Consider the following 20,119-nt stretch of genomic DNA (forward strand, 5'->3'; position numbering starts at 1 on the left):
ACAAAAAAATCTTTATAATTGACAAAAATCATAGTTGTAACTATTATAGTTACAGGTAACTAAATTGGTTACAATATATACTTTATCATATTTGGAGGTTTTATTCATGAAAGTAGGTATTATTGGTGCAAATGGTAAGGCAGGTCATTTTATTTTAGAGGAAGCAATTCAACGAGGACATGATGTAACAGCGATTGTTCGAAATCAGGAAAAATTCACAAAAGCAAATGTCCCTGTTATTGAAAAGGATATTTTCCATTTAACTTCCGAGGATTTAGTACCTTTTGATGTTGTAGTCAATGCTTTCGGTGCGCCTATTGGAGAAGAACAAGCTCATGTAGATGCTGGTCATGCATTAATTAAAGCTGCTACAGGTACACATACACGTATTATTGTCGTTGGTGGAGCTGGTAGCTTATATGTTGATGATGCTAAATCCCTACAATTAATAGACACACCAGAGTTTCCAGAGATTTTTAAACCAACAGCAAAGGGACAAGCACGTAATCTTATGGAGCTACAACAAACAAAGGACATTACATGGACATTCGTCAGCCCGTCTGCATTTTTTGATTTCGAAGGTACAAAAAAAGGTACTTATACAAGCGGAGAAGAGCATCTTCTTGTTAACTCACAAGGTGAAAGCTATATTAGCTATGCGGATTTTGCACTAGCCATTGTAGACGAAATCGAACAAGCAACGCATATTAACCAACGCTTTACAGTCGTTGGCGAAAAATAAAAATTATCAAAAGCACCGAGTCTCTTTTTGTAATGACTCGGTGCTTTTATATTGGCTTTCGGAATAAATACAAAAAAGTGCGTCCGAATTTGTACTTCGGAACACACTTTTGACAATTAATTATTAAAATGCTGGTATCGATGTATCTTTATAATTTTCTTCTAAAAACTTACGAACTTCTTCACTCGTAACTGCTTCTTTTAGCTTTTGAATTGCTTCATCATTTTGATTATCTTCACGCGTTACGAGTTGAATTGCAAAATCATTTCCTGGTAGCTCTTGTAGTAATGCATCTTCGCTTGGAGTTAAACCAAGTGGCGCAGCATATGCTGGATACATTGCTACAATATCCGCTTCGTCATACATACGTGCTAACATTAATAAGTCTACTTCTTTGAATTGTAGATTTTTTGGATTATCTGTGATGTCTTTTAATGTGTAATAGGTATCTTGTTTTTCACCTAAAGTCAGCACATTATTTTGCACTAATAATTGTAATGTACGATCGATATTTGAGGCATCATTTGCAATTGCTAATGTTGCACCTTCAGGTAATTCGTCCCAATTTTTATATTTCTTTGAGTAAATGCTGAAGTTCGGGTAGTAAATTTTCTGAATAGCAGTTAATTTTGAACCGTTTGCTTTATTGTATTCCGTCATAAACGGTTTGTGTTGAAATAAATTGGCATCAACTTCACCAGCAGCTAAAGCTGAGTTTGGCTGCACATTGTCACCGAGGATAACAATTTCTAGATCAATGTTTTGCTCTGCTAAAATCGGTTTCGCAATTTCTAAAATGTTGGTCATTGGTGGGATTAAAGATGCCACCTTTAAAGTTGTACGTTCTGTTGTTGCATCAGATGATGGTTTTTCCTCTTGCTTGCTGTTGTTTTGCTTTGCATCATTGTTGCCACATGCAGCTAAAAGCAATACTGACAGTATGGCAAAAAGCATAACTAGTTTTTTCATGTTTCTACTCCTAACGTTTATCTATTTTTCTTGCAACAGTTGTTCCAATAATTTGAATGAACTGTACAAAAATTATCATAATGATGATCATATACATCATTAGATCCGTTTTAAATTGCTGATAGCCGTATCGAATGGCAAAATCACCGATACCACCGCCACCAACGACACCCATAATTGTTGAATATGAAATAAAACTAATTGTTGAAGTCGTTAACCCAAGTACAAGCCCTGAACGAGCTTCAACATAGAGAAATTTAAAAATAATCGCTTTTACGGTAGCCCCCATTGAAATGGCTGCTTCTATTACGCCTCTAGGCACTTCTAACAATGATTGCTCTACTAAACGTGCATAATGTGCAATAGCAATTATCGCAAGCGGTACACATGCTGCAGCTGTTCCGATAGCCGAACCAACTATAACACGCGTAAATGGAATTAAAAATACAACTAATAATAAAAACGGGAATGAACGAATAATATTGACAACCAAATTAAACGAATTATATAACGCTTTATTTTCAAGAATGCGGCCTTTACTCGTTAAAAATAATAATGTTCCTACAGGAAGACCAACTAAAATAGCAGCTAAAATTGACACCCCCACCATAATAGCAGTTTGGATAATCGAAGTCATAATTTCTGCTTGATATTGTACGAGCACTTCTGGCATTTAGTGGCCCTCCTTCGTCAATTCATGCACGAATGTTTGTGGACTAGGATCAATTTTCATCACTCCTGTTGGCACTATAGATACCGTTTCATACACTTCACCATCAGCTAAAACACATACCCGCTGGCAAATGCTTTTAATAACTTCCATTTCGTGACTTACAATTACGATGGTTACACCTAATGTTTTATTAATCGATTCTAGTACAGCCAAAATTTCTGCCGTTGTTGTTGGATCGAGCGAAGATGTTGGTTCATCGCATAATAAGACATTTGGTTTTGTCGCTAATGCACGTGCGATTGCCACACGTTGTTTTTGCCCACCACTTAGCTGCGCGGGAAATTTACTAGCCATCGATTCTAAACCTACAAATCGTAAGCATTCTTCAATACGCACTTTTCGTTCATTTTTTCTAAAATCCGCCAACTCTAATGCAATTTCGACATTTTCATAAACGGTTTTGTTTGCAAGTAAATTAAAATGTTGAAAAATCATTCCAATTGATTTACGTACATTGCGCAGCTGTTTTTGCGTGCTTGTCGTTAAATTTTGATCGGCAACAAATACATCACCACTTGTCGGCACTTCAAGCAAATTCATTATTCGTAAAAGCGTCGACTTGCCTGCACCACTAGGACCTATTAAGCCAAAAATTTCACCTTTATTAACTGTAAGGGAAATGTTACGTACAGCATTATAATGGTCATATTGTTTACTAACATTGCAGAGTTTAATCATTGGTATGCCTCCTACTTGTTCAAAAAGCTGTCACAATGTTTTTTAGTATACTTCATTTAGTCATTACGTGAAAGATGTTTTAAACATTCTATTCATAAAAATAATAAATTTTTGTTATTTTAAATGAGCAACAAAAAAGCGTTGGCAAAAAATATATTGCCAACGCCTTTCAATAATATTACTTTTTCCAACTTTCAACTAGCTCGCTATTATCTTCTACCCATTTTTCAGCAGCTTCTTTTGGGCTTGTGCCATCTTGAATATCAAGCATTACCTCTTCCATATCTTCTACTGTCCAAGAAAACGCATCTAATACTTTATACGCTTCTGCATGGTCTTCTGCTAGCCCTTTACGAGCAAATGTATGGATATTTTCTGCTCCACCATAAATACCTTTAGGGTCTTCTAAATATTTTAAATCATAAGAGGCAAATTTCCAGTGTGGACTCCAGCCTGTTACAATAATTTCCTCGTTATTTTTAATCGCTTGATCCAATGCAACGGTCATAGCACCAGATGAGGCAGATTGTAATGTCCAGCCTTCTAAATTACTATACTCTTTTAAAGCGTTTTCTGATGCACTCATAATACCTGCACCTGGTTCAATTCCTGTGATTGTTTTTTTCGCTTCATCTGAAAGATCTTCAATTGAATTAACATCCATATAAGAAGGTACAACTAAACCAATTTTTGCGCCTTCCAAGTTCGCACCTAAATCTTCTAGGTTAGCACCATATTTTTCAAGCTGTGCTGCATGGGTCGCTGGCAACCATCCAGCTACCATCGCATCTGCCTCCCCCTTTGAAACAGCTTCCCACATTATTGCATTATCAAGCGGTGTTAACGTAACATCATATCCCATATCTTCTAACACATGGCCAACTACATGCGTTGAAGCCACCTCAGTATCCCATTCAACATAAGCTAAGTTAATTTCCCCTAAACTTTCAGACGATTCGTCTCCCCCACAGGCACCTAATAATAATGTAGCTGCCATTGCAACAGATCCTAGCATCCATTTACTCTTTATCATGTGAATTTCCCCCTAATTATTGTTCGTTATTTTTGTTGATACTTTGTGTCAATCGATCAACAATAATCGCAAAAATTACTAAGCTAATTCCGGCAACAAAGCCATTGCCGACTTGTGCACGTTGTAGAGCAGATAATACTTCTCTCCCTAACCCAGGCGCACCAATCATTGAAGCGATTACTACCATTGAAAGTGATAATAATACCGTTTGGTTAATCCCCGCCATAATTGTTGTTTTAGCCAAAGGTACTTCTACTTTAAAAAGCTTTTGGGCGGCAGTACTTCCATAGGAATCAGATGCTTCGATTAAATCTTTCGGTACTTGTCGAATACCTAAATTTGTAAAACGAACTGTTGGTGGTAAAGCAAAGATGACCGATGCAAAAACACCAGGAACAACACCAATTCCGAAAAAGGCAACTGCTGGAATTAAATAAACAAATCCAGGCATTGTTTGCATAAAGTCTAATATTGGTTTAACAATTTGCTCAACTGCAGTACTTTTTGACATAAGAATCCCGATTGGAATCCCAATTACAATGGCAAATAAACTTGAAAAAATAACAAGCGTAAATGTATTCATTAATTGCTCCCATAGACCTTGGTTATTAATGAATAACAATCCAAGTAACGAGAATAAAGCCAAGCCAAATTTTCTTCCTGTTGCAAAAAAGGAAATAATAGCAACAAGAACAATGAAAAGTATTGGTGGTATCGCAACTAGTAAATCGGTTGTACCAAGCATTATATCTTCACCGGTATCTTGAACAAATTTAAATAATCCTGAAAAAGTATCTGTAATGATATCCATTAATTTTTCAACTTGATTGGCAACATCTAACTTGGGAATCACATCTAACCAACTATTCATTTCGCTCACCTCCATCTGATGAGGCAAGTGATTGTAAAATTACCCCTCGAATTAATACCCCTTTTAATTTATTGTCTAACACGACTGCGATTGGGGTTGGAGAATCAGAAATGGTTGATAAAATATCTTGTAATACGGTATCCGGCGTAACACTCGGCATATCTTGACGCAAAATCGATTGTAAATTTTTATCTCCACTTTTCACTAACGCAACAGCATCCTCCGCTGTGATATACCCTAGGAAATTGCGGTGTTTATCTATTGCTAACAAGACACTAACCTCTTCTTCACGCATTCGTTGTAGCGCAACTTTCGGTCCGTCATGCTCGATATTAATCGTCACTGGACGGATCATCGCATTTTCGGCAGTTAATACTTTTGAACGGTCCACATCCTCTAAAAAAGATTGAACATAATCATTAGATGGATTCGTTAAAATTTCTTCACCGGTACCGACTTGAACAATATGACCATCTTTCATAATGGCAATGCGATCACCAATACGCAAAGCTTCATTCAAATCATGGGTAATGAATACAATTGTTTTCTTTAAATTAACTTGTAAATCTAGCAGTTCGTCTTGCATTTCTTTACGAATAAGCGGATCGAGCGCAGAAAAAGCTTCATCCATTAAAATAATTTCAGTATCGTTTGCTAGTGCTCTTGCCAATCCGACACGTTGCTGCATCCCACCAGATAATTGGCGCGGGAATTGGTCTTTGTATGCTAATAGACCTGCATTTTGTAAAGCTTTTTCTGCTTTCAATCTTCGTTCTGTCTTTGGAACCCCTCTTATTTCCAAACCGTATTCTGCATTTTCTAAAATCGTACGATGTGGGAACAATGCAAAATTTTGAAAGACCATACTCATTTTTTGTCGACGAACTTCTTGTAAATCCTTCTTTTTTAAATTTGTAATTACTTTTCCATCAATTCGAATTTCTCCGGATGTTGGCTCAATTAATCGATTCAGTAATCGAATTAATGTGGATTTCCCACTACCAGAGAGCCCCATAATGACGAAGATTTCGCCTTCTTCTATTTCAAGGTTTGCATTATAAACCCCCACTGTGGCTCCTGTTTTCTTTAAAATTTCTTCCTTTGAAAAGTTTTCATGCACAAGTTTTAATGCCTGCGCATTGGTCTTTCCAAAAATTTTGGTGACATTGCTAATTTCTATTTTTGCCATCGCTCTCACTTCCCATAATATAATTAAAGTAACAACTATCCGTAATTTAGGGGTTGTTACTTTCAACCACTTAATTGTTACATACAAGTTGTTACTTTGTCAAACGAATGACAAATATTTCAAAATATAGTTGTCCAATAAGACACTTTTACTACAAAATAAATTGAATTAAAAAATGCCGAAACGCTGTTAAGTCAACGTTTCGGCATTTTAATTTGTGCATTCATATTCTTAGTTACCCTAATTGCATAAGCTTCTTGCGAATTAACTAACTGTTTAAAAATTGTTGAACTACTGAATAACTTTGCTCATTTCCAATAAAATATATGATATCTCCTGCTTGTAATATTGCATATGGCCCTGGTGATAACACAAGTTCTGTTTCTTTTTTTATTGCAATAATTGTAGCTCCAGTTTGTTGCCAAAAATGAAGTTCGCCAATATTTTTATTTAAAAATAGACATTGATTCGTGACTTCTAATTGAAATGGAATAAACGGGTTAATAGATTGTAAGCGATTTGTACGATTAATAAATTCAAAAAGTGACGATTGGAAGTTTTCAAGTTCACTTTTTTGTCTTTCAATGCTATTTTCTAGTTCATTTTGTAAAATTCGTACGCTTTTAACATCTTTTAAACGGTGAACAAATTCGGCAGCACGTTCATAGGATTGAATGATTACTCCGCTCCCCTTTGTGGCTTCTACGATGTTTAAATCTTGTAAAACTGCAATTGCACGGCGAGCGGTTTCAGCCGATACGGCATATGTTGTGGCAATCGATGAACGGGCATAAATTTTTTCGCCTACTTCATATTTACCTTCTACAATTTTCCCTGCAATGTCCTCTGCAATTAATTGATATTTAGGTTGTTTCACTGGTAGCTTTTTTTCCATGTAAAATAAAACTCCTTTACTTCATTACATTCATTTTACTATGGAATTAAAAAAACGCTATTGTTATGTCATTTAGTATTTCAGAAAAGTGAAAAACAGGTTAGGATGTTACGTAAATCTTACTGGAGGAATTGATTGCAGCTAGCTAAGGAATTCAGCAATTTGACTACACATTGACAAGGTTCTGCCAGTTGCTGCAACCTCATGGAATCCATTGTCTAACAGTTTGTTAATCGAATGTTTAATATTTGTGAAATGATCCGTTAATATAACTTGTAATGGTTCCATCTACGTCAAAAAATATGATTCTATGTTTCATATAAGCCTACGTTAAGTTATAATTTTTCTTACTATTAACAATATTCAAGTAGAAGGAGTTGCACAATGTTATCTTTATTTCAATATAATTGGCAAGTACGTGAAGATTGGTTTAATTGGTGTCAATCAATATCTGAAGAAGAATTTCATAAAGAGCGCATAGGTGGTATGAAAAGTATTCAGAAAACACTCATACATATAATAGATTGTGAATTACTTTGGTTAAATTCAATGGTTAAAAAACCCAACCTTTGTGAAACACGAAATTCAATATATCAATTAAAAGATATAAGGGCATACTCCGCCTTTGTAAAATCGAATACTAATAACTTTATTGAACAATTAACTTCAGAAAATGAGAATAGAATAATTGAAGTGAAACGTCGTGATGGTACTATTTTACACTTTACTCAAAAAAAGATATTAGCGCATATGATTACTCACGAAATTCATCACATAGGGCAATTATCTATTTGGGCTAGAGAACTGCAGCTTAAACCGATTTCTTCGGATTTAATTATAAGAAATTATGATTAGCCACATTGATAGTTGAATTTTTAAGTTGATTTTTCTAAGGTACATTTTATTTATAATCTCTTAGGAGGAGACAGCATTGAAAATAATCGATTACGTTACACCTTTTTTAGAAAAATACGAAGCAACGCCTGAATATTATGAGACCTATTTCCAAAAACACCGAGAATCATTTGATTTTTATTTTCGATTTCATTGTAAAAATAAAAAAGAAAAGCTAAACATCGCTATAAAGCAGCATCCAAATAAACTTGAAGACATAAACTTTGTGAAAGAACGAATTTTAATGAACATAAGTGAAATTACAGCCAACTATGAAAAAATGTTCGATATCACTTTTACAGAAGCTGTACATATATTTGTAGGATTAGGTGGCTCAAATGCTTATACAACGCATTCTATGAATCCTGAAGTAGTATTTTGTGTAGAGCGAATGCCAGCTTTAGAAATCGGTATTCGTACGTTAATTGCTCATGAATTCGGCCATGCTGTGCACCATATTGTAACGCTTCGAAATGGTGTGGAGATTGGCCAAATTGATTGGAATAGCCCATATACATGGCTTATTCAAGAAGGTATCGCAACGTATTTATCTACACAAGTTGTTGAAGCAGAAAAGGAAATTTACTTCGCATTTGAGAGGGATGAAGCATGGCTAAATTATGCTCGTATGAATAAAGCAAAAATTATCACTTCATTTCAACAGGATTTAGAGCAACTGTCTTCACAAGAAATTTTTAAAGAATGGTTTTCAATTAATGGCGGAGTGCGTTTTGGTTATACCCGTTTAGCTTATTATATTGGGTATGAAGTCGTTCAAGATTTGGTTGAACAAATCGGCAACGAGGACACGATATTATTTTGGCTTAAACCAAATTTTAAAGAACAAATGATTGGTTTATTAAATGCATTTGCAAACAATATTGAGTAAATCCACTTCAATATGGAAAATGATCAGGGAAACAATTAACAAAAGAATTAATGGAAGAACTCGAAGCAGCATGGATTGATTCCTGTGGCGAGAACGGGGAATTTCACACAATCTTGTGGATGGCACTATATTTTGCGAGCTCGTTCCCACTTCCATTGCTGCACCTATAAAAAAGAGGAATTATGTGTTCTCACTAGTTAAATTACAAGAGGAAACTATCATTTCGAAAGATTACATTAGAAGATATTGGTATTTACTATTCATTTTGGGAGTGTAGCATGATATGAACGTTAGCAAACAGGTCACATCAATGGAAGATGCTACTGTTAATAATAAGATGAATTGGCAGCAGATCTTCGTTGCGTCTTTTAAAGGAATCTCACAAGTGGGTTTCATAGAAAATACAATAACCGGCATTTTATTTTTGCTCGCAATAACAATTGTATCACCACTTTTAGCTGTAGTTGCATGGCTATCTTCCCTAATTGCCGTGCTTATCGGTATAGCCGGAAAGGCAGACGAAAAATTGATACGGCAAGGTTTGCTCTCCTTTAGTCCTGTTTTAACTGGGATGGCACTTACATTATTTTTAACAGGGCCATATTATTGGATTATTGCTCTTTTAGGAGCGGCAGTAACAACACTCTTTGCAGCTGCAATGATGCATTTCATGCGAAACACCGACATTCCAATTCTGACATTCCCTTTTATTGTCGTCAGTTGGTCTACATTATTAGCATCCTATCAATTTGAAACTATTCAATTATCATCTAGTCTATCTCCTCAAAATTTATCACATTTTATCTTAACAACAGAAGATTCCATCAGCTGGTTCCAAGCGACTTTGAATGGTTTTGGGCAAGTATTTTTCCTGAAAAATTTCATTTCAGCGACTTTAGTTTTTATTGGGTTATTTTTTGCAGGTTGGCAATTCGGCATATTTGCGTTAATTGGAAATCTCTTTGCCATGCTAACGGCCTTTGTGCTAGGCGGTTCACGTGACTTAATACAGGCAGGTCTCTACGGATTTAATGCGATTTTAACAATCCTTGCTGTAGCAATTGTTTTTAAAGGAGCGAATTCTCGCTTAAGCTTTATTATAGGAATAATTGGAGCCTGTTTAAGTGTGCCGCTAACTGCCACAATCACAACTTTACTTGTCCCATATGGGCTACCAACCTTCACCATGCCATTCGTTCTTTGTACATGGATGCTATTAGGTGCTAGAAAAATATTTCTGCGTTTTTAATTCCTTAGTATGTAGATAAAAACAGCTTCAGTCAAAATACTATGCCGGAAAATCCATTGAAAAGAGGACTTTCCGGCATTCGATCCGAATTGATTGGATGTAATATCCGTAATAAAATTAGCGATTCTAACTGCTTATTTGTCCAATGCATTTTCTAAAAATTGCATCGATACTTCGTTAAATTGTTCTGCCTGATCCACATTACATACATGCCCACTATTATTTAAAATGACTAATTGACTTGAAGGATGTTTCTTCACTAATCGTTTCACTGGTTCTAAAAATACGTAATCTTCATCTCCCATAATATAAAGTGACGTAATTTTTGTATCTTTCTCATTGAATTTCACTAAATGTTTGGCGATACCACCTGTTAATGTAAGCCAGCGTAAAAATTCTCGATGTTTTATTTTTTTCGCTTCTTGAATAAAGAGATGGCGTGAAGATTTATGCGTTTTTTTGGGCATCAATATCCAAGCAAATAATTTATATAACCACATAAACGGGATTATTTTTTTAAATAGATTGGCTAGGCCAAGTAAAAAATGGAGCTTGGGTGTAATACGTATACTGCACCAGCAAGTACCATCGTATGAAATCTCTCTGGGTTCGATTCGGCTAAATGACGAATTAACATGGTCCCTAGTGAAATCCCAACAAAATGAGCCTTCTCAATATCTAATGAATCTAATACTTTTAGAATATCTTGACTTACTAAATCGAGTGTATATTTTGTGGGACTATTCTCTATTTTACAAGCACCATGCCCTCGTAAATCAACTACCAACACATTGAAGTGCTTGCGGTATGCACGAATTTGCTTATACCAAATTGTTGAGCTTCCACCAGCTCCATGTACTAATACAACCCACTCTTTGTGCTGATGACTATAAATTTTATAATGTAACAACTACTACTCATCCTTTGATTATATAACGTCTATTATCAATACGAAAAGTAGCACGTGATGGTTTCACGAATATCATATATTTACAACTTTCTTACCTAAATACAAGAAAAACGGCCCTCTTTAACCAATAAGGATACGCAAAATACAGTACTAAAAAATTACTCTTTTTCAATATAAGACGTTTTTAGTTACTTGCTGTAAAAATACAAGAAAGGCTTTCAATAACGCTACACCTCAAATAGGTATATTTATTGGCGGTGCATGCATCTTTTTTATTAAATTATGCGTCTCATTAAGGTCGATTAAAAAAGCTTTATGTATGAATAAATGCTTACAAGCTAAGTTTTATTTTTTTCAATAACTAAATGAATTTACTATTAACTACAAGAATTTAAAGGATAAAATATGGAACATCTATTTTTAGACTTCGTACAAAATGAAAAAACCTTTGCATGGCTTTATCAATTTTTAATAATGGTATTGGTTTCTATGGTTCCATTTGCACCCATTCCTGTACTAGCTGCCTTTATTGCCAGTAATCATGATTTCTTACCAGGATTGCTCATTAATATGCTTGGTACAACAACCGGATCGCTCCTGTTATATTTACTAAGTAAAAGATTGCTACGAAGTGTGGCACTGAAATATTTAACTAAGCGACAATATTTGACGAAATACTTTGAGTTAATCGAAACAAATGGCTTCTTAGCGGTGTTACTTGGCCGAATTATTCCGATTTTGCCCTCTGCAGGTATTAATTTAATTGCTGGTATTTCGAATGTTGGTTTCGTTGCCTTTATTACAGCAACCTTTCTCGGAAAGCTACCGACCATCTTAGCTTTTTCACTTGTCGGTCATCAAATGGCAGAAGGTAACTGGGATACAGTGTTGATTATTGTCCTGTACTTATTCGCTTTATTTTTACTCGGGAAAAAATTAAAACAAAAATGGAGCCGATAATTATAACTTTACAAGTGTTGTTATAGCTATGTAAAACGTTATTAGTCAATGGGGAAAAATAACATAAAGCCCCCTTTGTTTCGAGCCTATTTTGCCTAGTCAATGTTCATACAACAATAAAAACCACCCTATCACACAATTTCAATTATGAAAGGATAGATGATATGAATAATGAATGGGAAAAAGACATAGGCTCTCTTTCAAATATAAAAGTTTTCTCAAACCCAAATAACGCTCCTGTAACGATAAGTGGGGACGCTGCTAATTTGAAATGTATAGGTGTAGGGACAGATGCAGCCGTTTTTCAATCACTTACTGCCCCCGCTTATGCATTTAAAGTATATGCCCAGGACAAATTAGACAAGGTAAAAAATGAAGCAATTGTTTATAAACAATTAGGTGATTCCTCTATCTTTCCAACATGTTTTGCTTCATACGACGAATATCTTGTATTAAGTTACGAAGAAGGAAAAACCCTCTATGACTGTGTTCTACAAGGCATACACATTCCAAAGCAGGTGGTAAATGAAGTGGAGGAGGCAAGAGCGTATATTCGGAGTAAAGGTCTTAACCCACGAGATATTCATTTAAAAAACATTATACTTCAAAATGGAAAAGCAAAAATAATTGATGTCTCTGAGTACACAGTCCCGGGTAATGATTTTCGATGGGAACATTTAAAAAAAGGATATGAACAATACTATCATTTAATAGATGGAAATTCTGTACCATTCTGGATAGTGGCAACAATTCAAAAATGGTATAATCAGCGAAGAGGAAATTCTTTTTCATATGAAGATTTTACAAAAACTATTTTAAAGCTTCTGTATAAAAAATAATTGAACGAACGAGGATTTTTGTTGTATAGCCAATACTCATAAAATATGGCATAGAACGTTGATATATGCGTATTTCTTGCCTATTTATGCCTGATCAAACCTTTAATTGTACCTGCAATGTTTTCTGCAAAATCTTGAAAAGTCTTATTGTAGCTATGTTAATATACCTTTGCATTAAAAGCTGTATTAACAATATTCAAAGGAAAAGCCACGAAACGTTGGTTTCACAGCCTTTCATAGCTTGTTCTGTATTCCAAAACTTTCATTTGGGAACGTTTTTAGGTTTATTTATGTATACGTTATAAATCCTTGTTTCACTAAAGCACCTGTTAGTTGAATTGTCCTTCTTAAAAGTATCATTATATCAAATTAAATAAAGCCCATGTTGAAGAGATAGTATTAACAATCCCATGTATTAGCCAGCTTGAAATAATTGACCCGTTTGATTGTTTCTCATTTATCCAGCCAAGCAAATATCCTCCGACTCCAGTAATTAGTATAATAATTATTAGTTGTATTGGATTAAGTAGCATCATAAAAATTGCACCATGCATTAATCCAAATAGAAAACCTTGTATAGAATTACCGAGTCGAAAACCGAATTTATATATTAATCTTTTAGTTAGAAAACCACGGAAAAATATTTCTTCTGATAGTCCAGTTTGCAAAAAGGCATAGATTAGAGCTGGAATAAATGCTGTAAGCCCTTTACCTGAAAACTGTGAGGTTGCCATTGCCGACTCATCCATAAAAAAAATAACTGATATATAAGTGGGTATCACTAAAATAATAATAACGAATAAAAATGAAGCCATATAAGTTTGATTGTTTCTGATTTTTATTTTTTTTAGTCCTAACCAAGTTAAGAATCTAGTTTCTTTTCTAGCAGTAACCAGCCACCAAACGAATGGAATTATCGAAAAAAGCAATACTTGAAAAATTGCACTAATTAACAAATTAATTATCATTTCTCATCCACCTTTATAATCTAATCTACATTCACAACTTCAATAAACTTATTACTTTAATACGTTTGGAATAATTTTAAGTTTCATATTTTTGTAAATAAATTATTTTTAATTGACAAAATCCACCATTACCCATCCATTTAACAATACAACATTGCTACACCTCAGAAAATGAAAGTTTGGATGGTTCCTTTTATGGAAGTTGAATAAAAATTTTTCCCAAAGCGAGATATGGGAATGTTGTTTGAATGAAAATATTTAGAATATTTTTCCTTTAGGAACGTTCAAATTTCTGAGAATACAACTTTGCAAAAAACAAGTGGAATTCCCGAATATTGTTTTTGGTACTAGCTCTAGAATAAAAATGATAAATATAGTTCGCTTCCTCCCAATGTATCATCCAGCTTTTATATTTGGTATTTTGTCGACACAAAATAATTTCGTTAACAGGGATTTGTAAAATAGATCCACTCACTTTTTTGATATTCCAACTCTGTCTAGTTCCGATATTGTGACCTGTTAATGAAGGTAGAGGATCTGATAATTCTCTAGGAGCGATCCACAGCCAAAATCCGTTTGTAAAATCTTTTTTAGAACGATATAAAAAATGACACTCTGTACCAGAAGCATATTCTTTATAACCAATTGAATCTAAAAAAAACTCATTATGATTATTAGGTAACTTAATTCCCATGTTTTCTTCGATACTTATTCTTTTGTTAGACTCGTACCAAGATACCCGAGAAACTTCGTCATAGGAACCCCATTTAGATTTGTTAAAACGGGCGGTGTAACTATAAGTAGTAAAAGACTGTTCACCTATTGTGCGAATAGAATCTTCATCAACTGCTTTTAAATTTTCTAATACCATTAAAATCTCTTTTTCATCAAAAGTCCCCTCTATAACAGAGAGTTCAATATTAGTGAACCATCTACAAAAACATGCAGCTTGATTCCCTTTGTAATCTATACCAATAAAGCCAACTATACCTTCTATTTCAAAAGACTTTCCTTGATGTATTAAATTTGTATCCGATGTAATTACAGGTATCGCCCAATCATAAAAAAATTGTTTGATGCGAAGGGTTTTTCCTTTACTATGTATTTCAAAACGAATTGAAGAACGTTGCTCATTTGTTTCCTTTTTTATCGTAATATTTTTAAGGGTGTATGATTCAGGTAATGTAGGCATTAATATTACAAAATTCATATGTTTTTGAGCATCTTGTATTTCATCAATTAAAAGTTCGTTAATCACTTTAATCCCTCCTCAGCCCATTATTACATAAGGAAACTCATAACAAATCAATCAGAAGTCCAATATTCAATGTGCCATCCTACTTAAAGTCCCCATATTGTCGTTTGGTAACCATTCATAAAAAAAGTTGTTCAGTAAAATGGCCCTTTAGCTAAAGCAGACAGTATACTAATGTTTGATTGAAAAATACGATTAAAACTTAATTTCATGGCATACAAAAAGCTATCGTTTTAAATAAAGATTAATCAAAACGATAGCTTTCTGATATTTTTAGAAAGTTTTTTTATAAAAAAGTTTGATTATTTTATTGCTCCTTATTCTACTAAAGCCCCCGCTTTAAGTACATTTATTCACAAACTTTTAATGCCAAATGCTATCCATCTTCCATCTATATCTTCAATTACAAATTCTTTATTATTGTAATCAGTATTATCTAAAGTACGGATGATTTTCACATTTGAATTGATTAACTCATCTTGAAGTTCCTCTTGATTTTTTGTTATAAAGTAGGCATCGTACCCGTATCCATATAGTTCCCTTTTCGGAATTACATTTTGACCGTTAGTTTTAGTTAAGATAATTTCTGTTGTATCACGATACAAACAAATATGAGGTTCATTTGCATCCAAATACTGTACAGCCTTAAATCCCATTTTCTGTTCATAAAAATTAGCAGTTTCAACTATGTCTGATGTTGGAAATATACAGTGTGACTCTAATAATAGATTCTTCATATTGCTTTCTCTCCTTAAAACTTTGGGTTCGCTTTTTATTTCAATACTGCCTTTGAACACTCCTTCTTCAACCACAGAATTCGAAAAAATTAACGGTCCCCCCTTCTTGGTGTGGCAGAAATCAGAGTTGTAATACGGTAATTAGCTCGTTGTTGCAGATTTCGCCGTTGTTACGGAAGCCAAAGCTTTCATAAAGCTTTTGGGCTGCGAAGTTATCGGCTCCATATGGGATCCAGCAGTACCGTGCTGGCCCTGCTGGAAAGGTACGTATAAATTCCAAGATTTTTTTCATGGCTTCCCGACCGTAGCCCAGATTCTGGTATTGCTTGTCAATCATTAGTCGCAATATGCAATAACTGTCATCTACGATTGATGGGAGTTCGTATCCGGTATTTCCATAAGTCAGCATAACAAAACCGACCGGCTGCTCATCCGCGCAAATGGAAATGGATGTCCCCCATTGGTTGCAAGGACATAACACGAAGCCACGCTTGACAGATTGGACGCAACGAAGCGGCGTTGTTCTTCTGAAACTTCCAAATTAAATATGGTGCGGCGGTTTTCCAACGTAATTTTTCTAAGCTCAATCATGCACGGTTTTTCCCTTCATTATCAAAATTAGTATCTCAGCTACACCTTTAGTAAAAAAGCGTTCCTTCTTGAACGCCCCTTTAGCTCAATAAAGATGTTCTATCTTAACGAGAATTTTGCAAATAGAATTGTTGAGCTTTGTCGTAGGCTAAATTGAGGATATCGATTCTTTTTTTATTGTTTGGTTCCAGCTTTGTAATAATTTGTTTGGCAGTTTCAAAATTAAAGATTACATAGCCAGATTTCTCAAAATCAAAAGTATAAGGCAAAAATTTTTCAGCTTTTACTAAGAACCATATTGTATAACTATCAGTAGATTCCCAGTACCAAGAGGCAAACAGTATTTTCTCAGAACTAATGGTCATACCTACTTCCTCTATTAACTCACGTTCTAACGCTTCTTCAATACTCTCCTCACCCTCTAACCTTCCGCCAATAGTAGTCAATAATCGCTCATCTTTGTCCCAAGCCATAACTATAGAGCCATCTTCCATAATTGGGACGCAATGCACCCCTGCAATTCTTTTATCTTCTGGCAGGGCAGATATCGCTTTCAACATTTTTTATTACCCCTTTCTAAATTTAAATTATTTAACTAACCTGCTCGTTAGGCTTAAGTACATTTTTCAGAACCTCACCTAAATTTTAACATAAATATCCAACTTATTTATTTTCTTATTCAACAATCTGGCCCTTTCATGAAGAAAAAGTACAAATCTTGCTACAGAATTGCGCCCGATTGTGGAAGATCGTTTTTCTGGGTCCCCAAAACTTTCATCTGGGAACGTTATTTAGTAATTAGTATGTACTAATATTTATATTAAAACAGTTCATTCTATAGATTAATTTCTAAGTTTCATAAAGATACTGATATGACTAATTATTATAGCAGGCCATTAAATTAAAGAAATAACTGTTTCAGATTAATCACTTTAAATGTAGCCAACCTTTTCAAGTAACTTTAAAGTTGTATAATTTAGATTAGGAAGTTTGTCTAAAGAGAAATATTTTAAAGCCATGCTTTCTTCATTTTTCTTTATAGTACCAGTTACACTTGAAGTTTTATAAATCGCAGTTGCATTGTAAATTTCATCCCCATGAGGGAACTTATAATATAATTCTTTCCCAGAAGCTAATCCAACTAATATCAATTCTTGAGCGATTAATCCTGTTTCTTCAAATAATTCTTTTTGAGCGGTTTCTTCAAAACTTTCTCCAATTTCCATACCGCCACCAGGAAGCCCCCAATCATTTGTATCTGAACGTAATTGTAATAATATTTCATTCTTTTCATTCAAAACAATAATTGCAGACCCTGGTGCAATTATCGGTCTTGTACCAATGTGTTGTCGTAAAGATTTAATATAATTCATTATGTTCCTTCTTTCTAAAAAAATTTACTAAAGTTTAGCATAAGTTATTTATGTTACCAAAGCGCCGTTTGGTTACATTTCTTAACTTAGAGTTGTAAATCCCCATAATTTTAAAGGTACTCCTTGTTGCACTAAACTGCCCCGTTAGTTCAATAAAAAAAAGAGCTGCAAATGCAACTCAATGAACTTCAAGTAAAGCCCCCGTTAGTTGAAGAAGGATTTGCCACTCTATTGATTAACATTGTACTAATCCTAAAAAAAGAGACATCATTATAAAACGATGTCTCTTTTTTAAATACTTCAAGTAACCTTTTTAGACAAATCTCCAAAAGTATAGTTCTTCTGTTTCTTTATACATTTCCGCCCCTGATTTTTCTAAGACTCTGTGCGATGGAATATTATCTTTATCAGTATCAGCAATAACGTACATAACATCGGACTGATTTAACAACCAGCTTTTCAAATTATTAATAGTTTCCGTCATATAGCCGTTTCCTTGATATTCAGGGAGCGTATAGTAACCTATTACTACTTCACCATTTTCATTTGGAAGCCCTTTTAACATTATTCCACCAACACTACAGTTTTTATCTTTCGACACGATTAACCAATTTGTATACCAAATATAATTTTCCTCATCGCCTAACAATTTTGAAAGTCTTACTTCCATAGCTTGTTTAAGTTCTGGACTAAGAAATCTATCTGAGTCAATTAAAGATAACCTTTGTTCCATTTTCTTTGGGTTATCTATTAGCAATCTTAGATTTTCTGCACTCAGTGGAATTAATCTTAATCTTTCTGTGTCTAGCTCAATCATCATTACACTCCTATCATAATTTTGTACGTCATTTTATAGACAAAAACAAATTTAAAAATAGGTATATGTTATTGGCAGCTACTCCCATTACATTAAATCCAAAATAAAGGAGGCATAATACTATGCAATCCAATATTAAATGGTTAATAAAGTTTATCATTCCATAAATATATTGTAAACTTTTCCAGTAACCGAAAAATGATTCTCTGCTAACTGTTTTCTTGTTCAACTAAACTGCCCCGTTAGTTTAAAAAGAAAAAGCCACCCTAAAGGCAGCCTTGTTCTGCTAAAGCCCCCGTTAGTGAAATAGGCTTTTCTTTTTAAACTTATAAATCTTGGGATAATCGAACCATATCTCTACACTGTATACCATTTTCGAAAATTTCTTCTGGATAGTGCCTAATGAAAAAGTCTATATCCACACCAATAATTCTAAAACCACATTTTTGATATAGAGCTAGTTGTCCTATGCTTGAATTTCCAGTGCCGATTTCAATTGTTTTGTACCCTCTTAACTTGGCTGTTTGAATTGCATCTATCACTAACTGTTTCCCTATGCCTCTACTATGCTGGTCTTCTACAACTGCAATGTTCACCAACTCCACAGTATCAGGTCTTGTGGAAAGTAATACATAAACTCCAATTATTTGCTTATCACTTTCAGCTAAAAAGCATTCTCCCCTTTTTACATATTCCTCAACAATTCTTTGAGAAGGGTCAGCTAATAACAACAAATTCATTGGAGGTTTTTCACCTATATTTAGTTTCCTAATTTCCATATTGTTCACCTCGATTAAAATTTGTATTTCCCTTCATTTTACCATTTCTTGTTTCACTAAAGCCCCCGGTAGTTTAAGTGAAAATCTTCACAAACTTTCTTAACTAATGGTTTCTGTTCTATTTACTGTTTTATAGGTCTTTCAAAAATCAATTCATAGTATGACCCTACTGCAACTCCTTTCAAACGTATTAAAGTAAAGGTGCAGGAAGTTCAATAATATTTATTGGGTGAATTGATTTGAAAATTTATTCCTAATATTTTGTATTATATTTACTACTCTACTACTTGTATTGAGAACACCATAATTAGATACCCTCTCTAATTTTAATTGGTCTTTAAAACAGGCAAGCCAATTTCTATTTCCGTTTGACGTTGGATGACAAAAATCTAAAGTACCTTTTTGAATACTGCCATCAAAAATACCAGCATCAAAATCACGTGCAGAAATCATGGCGTCTAATTTGTGATATTCATTTTCCGTAATTTTACCACTTTCGAATAAGTATTGACGTAGTCCATATATTTCTTTTCTTGAACAGTTAGTTACATCTATTATTTTAGCTATTTCTTCTTCGTTACCGTTTGTGACTTTTAAGGAATTTACTACTTCTCTTAATTCCTCTGCTGAAATTATAGGATTAAATTCATACGGTTTACGTGTCCTAAGATAACGTTTTTGTGCCATTAGTTTCTTTTAGTTTCTAAATCCTTTTTTGAAATTTTTTCATGTATTGAGACAATTTATG

General features: G+C 34.1%; 23 protein-coding genes and 1 pseudogene. 6 read left to right on the forward strand and 18 right to left on the reverse strand.

From position 1 onward, the window contains the following. Positions 1-106: 106 nt before the first annotated feature. Positions 107-742, forward strand: a complete 636-nt coding sequence (locus O7776_RS10615; RefSeq protein ID WP_274307047.1) for an NAD(P)-dependent oxidoreductase — start codon at positions 107-109, stop codon at positions 740-742. Between the two features lie 123 nt (positions 743-865). Here the strand turns inward: O7776_RS10615 and O7776_RS10620 are convergent, their stop codons facing one another. The 7 genes from O7776_RS10620 to O7776_RS10650 form a co-directional block, all read right to left on the reverse strand. Continuing rightward, positions 866-1,711: a MetQ/NlpA family ABC transporter substrate-binding protein gene (locus O7776_RS10620; RefSeq protein WP_274307048.1), complete on the reverse strand. Its 846-nt coding sequence runs from the start codon at positions 1,709-1,711 to the stop codon at positions 866-868. A gap of 10 nt (positions 1,712-1,721) precedes the next feature. After that, entirely contained in the window at positions 1,722-2,384 is a 663-nt protein-coding gene (locus tag O7776_RS10625; RefSeq protein ID WP_274307049.1) for a methionine ABC transporter permease, read from the reverse strand. Then, on the reverse strand, positions 2,385-3,122 hold the full coding sequence (locus tag O7776_RS10630) for a methionine ABC transporter ATP-binding protein (RefSeq protein WP_274307050.1): 738 nt from the start codon (positions 3,120-3,122) through the stop codon (positions 2,385-2,387). A gap of 178 nt (positions 3,123-3,300) precedes the next feature. Then, complete coding sequence (locus O7776_RS10635; RefSeq protein WP_274307051.1) at positions 3,301-4,155, reverse strand: glycine betaine ABC transporter substrate-binding protein; 855 nt, start codon at positions 4,153-4,155, stop codon at positions 3,301-3,303. 16 nt (positions 4,156-4,171) lie between these two features. Further along, complete coding sequence (locus O7776_RS10640; RefSeq protein ID WP_274307052.1) at positions 4,172-5,026, reverse strand: ABC transporter permease; 855 nt, start codon at positions 5,024-5,026, stop codon at positions 4,172-4,174. Next, positions 5,019-6,215 carry a quaternary amine ABC transporter ATP-binding protein gene (locus O7776_RS10645; RefSeq protein WP_274307053.1) on the reverse strand — a complete coding sequence of 399 codons (1,197 nt, stop codon included), beginning with the start codon at positions 6,213-6,215 and terminating at the stop codon, positions 5,019-5,021. Before O7776_RS10645 ends, O7776_RS10640 begins: the two co-directional genes overlap by 8 nt. Positions 6,216-6,483: 268 nt before the next feature. Further along, positions 6,484-7,110, reverse strand: coding sequence for a GntR family transcriptional regulator (locus tag O7776_RS10650; protein ID WP_274307054.1), 627 nt, complete (start codon positions 7,108-7,110; stop codon positions 6,484-6,486). Between the two features lie 384 nt (positions 7,111-7,494). Between O7776_RS10650 and O7776_RS10655 the strand changes: the two genes are divergently transcribed. The 3 genes from O7776_RS10655 (at position 7,495) to O7776_RS10665 (ending at position 10,142) form a co-directional block, all read left to right on the forward strand. Next, positions 7,495-7,965 carry a DinB family protein gene (locus tag O7776_RS10655; protein WP_274307055.1) on the forward strand — a complete coding sequence of 157 codons (471 nt, stop codon included), beginning with the start codon at positions 7,495-7,497 and terminating at the stop codon, positions 7,963-7,965. A gap of 76 nt (positions 7,966-8,041) precedes the next feature. Beyond that, entirely contained in the window at positions 8,042-8,893 is an 852-nt protein-coding gene (locus O7776_RS10660) for a hypothetical protein (protein WP_274307056.1), read from the forward strand. A gap of 283 nt (positions 8,894-9,176) precedes the next feature. Next, the gene (locus O7776_RS10665) at positions 9,177-10,142 is read left to right on the forward strand and encodes an urea transporter (protein WP_274307057.1); all 966 of its coding nucleotides are present in this window, start codon (positions 9,177-9,179) and stop codon (positions 10,140-10,142) included. 134 nt (positions 10,143-10,276) lie between these two features. On the opposite strand, the gene O7776_RS10670 is transcribed toward O7776_RS10665, so the two are convergent. Together O7776_RS10670 and O7776_RS10675 are read right to left on the reverse strand one after the other, a co-directional pair. Further along, positions 10,277-10,609, reverse strand: a complete 333-nt coding sequence (locus tag O7776_RS10670; protein ID WP_274307058.1) for an alpha/beta fold hydrolase — start codon at positions 10,607-10,609, stop codon at positions 10,277-10,279. Between the two features lie 62 nt (positions 10,610-10,671). Continuing rightward, the gene (locus tag O7776_RS10675; RefSeq protein ID WP_274307059.1) at positions 10,672-11,052 is read right to left on the reverse strand and encodes an alpha/beta fold hydrolase; all 381 of its coding nucleotides are present in this window, start codon (positions 11,050-11,052) and stop codon (positions 10,672-10,674) included. 405 nt (positions 11,053-11,457) lie between these two features. Here O7776_RS10675 and O7776_RS10680 point away from each other — a divergent pair, with 405 nt between their 5' ends. Continuing rightward, positions 11,458-12,012, forward strand: a complete 555-nt coding sequence (locus O7776_RS10680; protein WP_274307060.1) for a TVP38/TMEM64 family protein — start codon at positions 11,458-11,460, stop codon at positions 12,010-12,012. Between the two features lie 164 nt (positions 12,013-12,176). Continuing rightward, positions 12,177-12,851 carry a serine/threonine protein kinase gene (locus tag O7776_RS10685; RefSeq protein ID WP_274307061.1) on the forward strand — a complete coding sequence of 225 codons (675 nt, stop codon included), beginning with the start codon at positions 12,177-12,179 and terminating at the stop codon, positions 12,849-12,851. Between the two features lie 359 nt (positions 12,852-13,210). Here the strand turns inward: O7776_RS10685 and O7776_RS10690 are convergent, their stop codons facing one another. The 9 genes and pseudogenes from O7776_RS10690 to O7776_RS10730 all read right to left on the reverse strand — a co-directional run bounded on the left by O7776_RS10690 (position 13,211) and on the right by O7776_RS10730 (position 20,058). Next, positions 13,211-13,819, reverse strand: a complete 609-nt coding sequence (locus O7776_RS10690; RefSeq protein WP_274307062.1) for a CPBP family intramembrane glutamic endopeptidase — start codon at positions 13,817-13,819, stop codon at positions 13,211-13,213. Between the two features lie 274 nt (positions 13,820-14,093). Further along, entirely contained in the window at positions 14,094-15,077 is a 984-nt protein-coding gene (locus O7776_RS10695) for a hypothetical protein (RefSeq protein ID WP_274307063.1), read from the reverse strand. 350 nt (positions 15,078-15,427) lie between these two features. Further along, positions 15,428-15,811 (reverse strand): VOC family protein, encoded by a 384-nt coding sequence (locus O7776_RS10700; protein WP_274307064.1) that lies wholly within the window; start codon positions 15,809-15,811, stop codon positions 15,428-15,430. 121 nt (positions 15,812-15,932) lie between these two features. Next, positions 15,933-16,402 (reverse strand): annotated as a pseudogene (locus O7776_RS10705) (GNAT family N-acetyltransferase). A gap of 104 nt (positions 16,403-16,506) precedes the next feature. Next, positions 16,507-16,962 carry an NUDIX hydrolase gene (locus O7776_RS10710; RefSeq protein ID WP_274307065.1) on the reverse strand — a complete coding sequence of 152 codons (456 nt, stop codon included), beginning with the start codon at positions 16,960-16,962 and terminating at the stop codon, positions 16,507-16,509. A 372-nt stretch (positions 16,963-17,334) separates the two neighbouring features. Next, on the reverse strand, positions 17,335-17,775 hold the full coding sequence (locus O7776_RS10715; protein ID WP_274307066.1) for an NUDIX hydrolase: 441 nt from the start codon (positions 17,773-17,775) through the stop codon (positions 17,335-17,337). Positions 17,776-18,088: 313 nt separating this feature from the next. After that, positions 18,089-18,592, reverse strand: coding sequence for a GNAT family N-acetyltransferase (locus O7776_RS10720; RefSeq protein ID WP_099424311.1), 504 nt, complete (start codon positions 18,590-18,592; stop codon positions 18,089-18,091). Positions 18,593-18,918: 326 nt separating this feature from the next. Continuing rightward, entirely contained in the window at positions 18,919-19,371 is a 453-nt protein-coding gene (locus O7776_RS10725) for a GNAT family N-acetyltransferase (RefSeq protein ID WP_274307067.1), read from the reverse strand. Between the two features lie 222 nt (positions 19,372-19,593). Further along, positions 19,594-20,058 carry a hypothetical protein gene (locus O7776_RS10730; RefSeq protein ID WP_274307068.1) on the reverse strand — a complete coding sequence of 155 codons (465 nt, stop codon included), beginning with the start codon at positions 20,056-20,058 and terminating at the stop codon, positions 19,594-19,596. Positions 20,059-20,119: the final 61 nt, after the last annotated feature.

The organism is Solibacillus daqui (assembly GCF_028747805.1).
Lineage (GTDB): Bacteria > Bacillota > Bacilli > Bacillales_A > Planococcaceae > Solibacillus > Solibacillus daqui.